This window comes from Streptomyces sp. H27-H5 (assembly GCF_026627505.1).
Taxonomy (GTDB): domain Bacteria; phylum Actinomycetota; class Actinomycetes; order Streptomycetales; family Streptomycetaceae; genus Streptomyces.
Map to the genome: position 1 here is coordinate 1 of NZ_JAPNLK010000268.1, position 1,774 is coordinate 1,774.

At 61.1% G+C, this 1,774-nt stretch carries 1 protein-coding gene and 1 pseudogene; one reads left to right on the forward strand and one right to left on the reverse strand.

Going from position 1 to position 1,774, the window contains the following annotated elements:
* Positions 1 to 185 precede the first annotated feature (185 nt).
* Positions 186 to 266, forward strand: a pseudogene (locus OTB19_RS43925) (transposase); the annotation flags it as partial.
* A 38-nt stretch (positions 267 to 304) separates the two neighbouring features.
* On the opposite strand, the gene OTB19_RS42645 reads toward OTB19_RS43925, so the two are convergent.
* Positions 305 to 1,261: an aldo/keto reductase gene (locus tag OTB19_RS42645; RefSeq protein ID WP_267804240.1), complete on the reverse strand. Its 957-nt coding sequence runs from the start codon at positions 1,259 to 1,261 to the stop codon at positions 305 to 307.
* Positions 1,262 to 1,774: the final 513 nt, after the last annotated feature.

The window sequence follows — 1,774 nt, forward strand, 5'->3', positions numbered from 1 at the left end:
GCGCGAGGAGATCCTCGCGCGACGCAGATTCCGGCCCCGACGACATGACCACGGATCCTGCCGCACCCACCCGCCACCTGTCACATCATCAGGAGACGGACCCGCGGCCGACCTTCTGAATGCTTACCCTCAAACGGTCGATCACCAACTTCGTCGCCGCCGACCTCTCCGGTCTCACCCGCATCATCAAGCGCAAGCTCAAGAAGATCCAGTACCGGTCCGAGCTGATCGACGGCTGCCTCGCCGAGACCGGGCTGACCATGGGTTCCACCACGATCAGCCAGTCCGACACTACAGTACGAGTTCAACCTGAGTACACCGAATTTACAGACCCAGCCAGCGCTGACACGCCCCACTGTTCAAGCGTGGCGAGTTCTTTAGGTGTGAAGTCAGTGCGGTCGAGAGCCGAGATATTTTCGATCAAGTGCTGCGGGCATGTGGTGCTGAGAAGGGCGGAGGTGACGATTGGGTTACGTAGAACCCAGCTAAGGGCAAGTTGCGGCAGTGTCTGGCCCCGTGCGGTGGCTATCTGCGCCAGCGCGTTGAGGGACGCGCTGTCAGCGACAGGACGACCGGGTGTAAGAGCTGCGTGTCCGAGCGGGGCACAGGCAATGACTCCGATGCCAAGGTGGCTGAGTGTACTTAAGAGGTCGCTATCGGCCCACTGATCGAGCAGAGAGTAGGAGGTTTGGTAGGCGATGGCGGGCACACCTCTCTCGTGTAGCAGCCGATTGGCGTGGCCGAGCGCTGACGGTGCATAGTCCGACAAGCCGACGTAGAGAACCTTGCCTTGTTGGACCGCGCTGACCAGCGCTCCTACAGTTTCGTCCATGGGAGTGCGGCGGTCGTAGCGATGTGCGTAGAGGATGTCCAGGTAGTCCAAACCTGTTTGATGCAAGAACCGGTCGAGGCTAGATAGTAGATGCTTCCGAGATCCGAAGCCCAGAGAGGCCATGGGGTGGGTTCCTAGCCCGACACGGGTAGAGATTACAACTTCGTTCCGCCAGGCCTGCACAGGGATCAGGATCTGGCGCAGTGCATCCTGGCTTCCTGAGACGAGTTGGGGAGATATATCAAAGTGGGTAACTCCTGTGTTGATCGCATAGTCGATCAGTGAACCGGTCGTGGTCGCGCAGCAGCGGCAGCCAGGGTTGGGCTGGACTCCGAGGGCTAAAGCGGACAGATGAAGGCCGCTGCGTCCACTGCGTCGTTGGGGAACGTAGTCAGCAGACGGGGAGGGAGTGGGGGATGCGGCTGACATGGTTCTCTCCTTCAGCTTAGGTACAGCGATGCGTAAATAGCTCACTTGCGATTCGATCTACGGGTCGTCGCAAGTGTGCGCTCCGAAGAAATCTGGAGTGATTCTCCTTGCGGCAGTCCGGGGCGACTCTTACAGAAGTAGGGCATCACAGGCAGCCGAACCCTCGCAATCGGGGAGCTCCGGCCGGGGAGGGATCAGTTATCACGCAAACACCCGCACGGGACCTCATTCCTGGAGCCTTTTTCATGTGTAGATCGTCAGGGTGAGGATGGCCGCGGCGGCTGACGTGAGCCGGTTCGGGCTGTTGCGCGCGTGGCGGAGGATCCTCCAGCCCTTGATGCGCGAGATGGCGCGTTCGACCGGAGCCCGCAGCGCGGCGTGTACCTGGCGTTGTCAACTTGGTGGGAGCTGTGAGTGCGCGCTGGGGATCAGGATGTGCCTGGCCGTGGGACCCGCGGTGGTTCAGACGGCGGCGGACACGCCGGTGACCTCGTTCCACACGGTGAAGCGGTC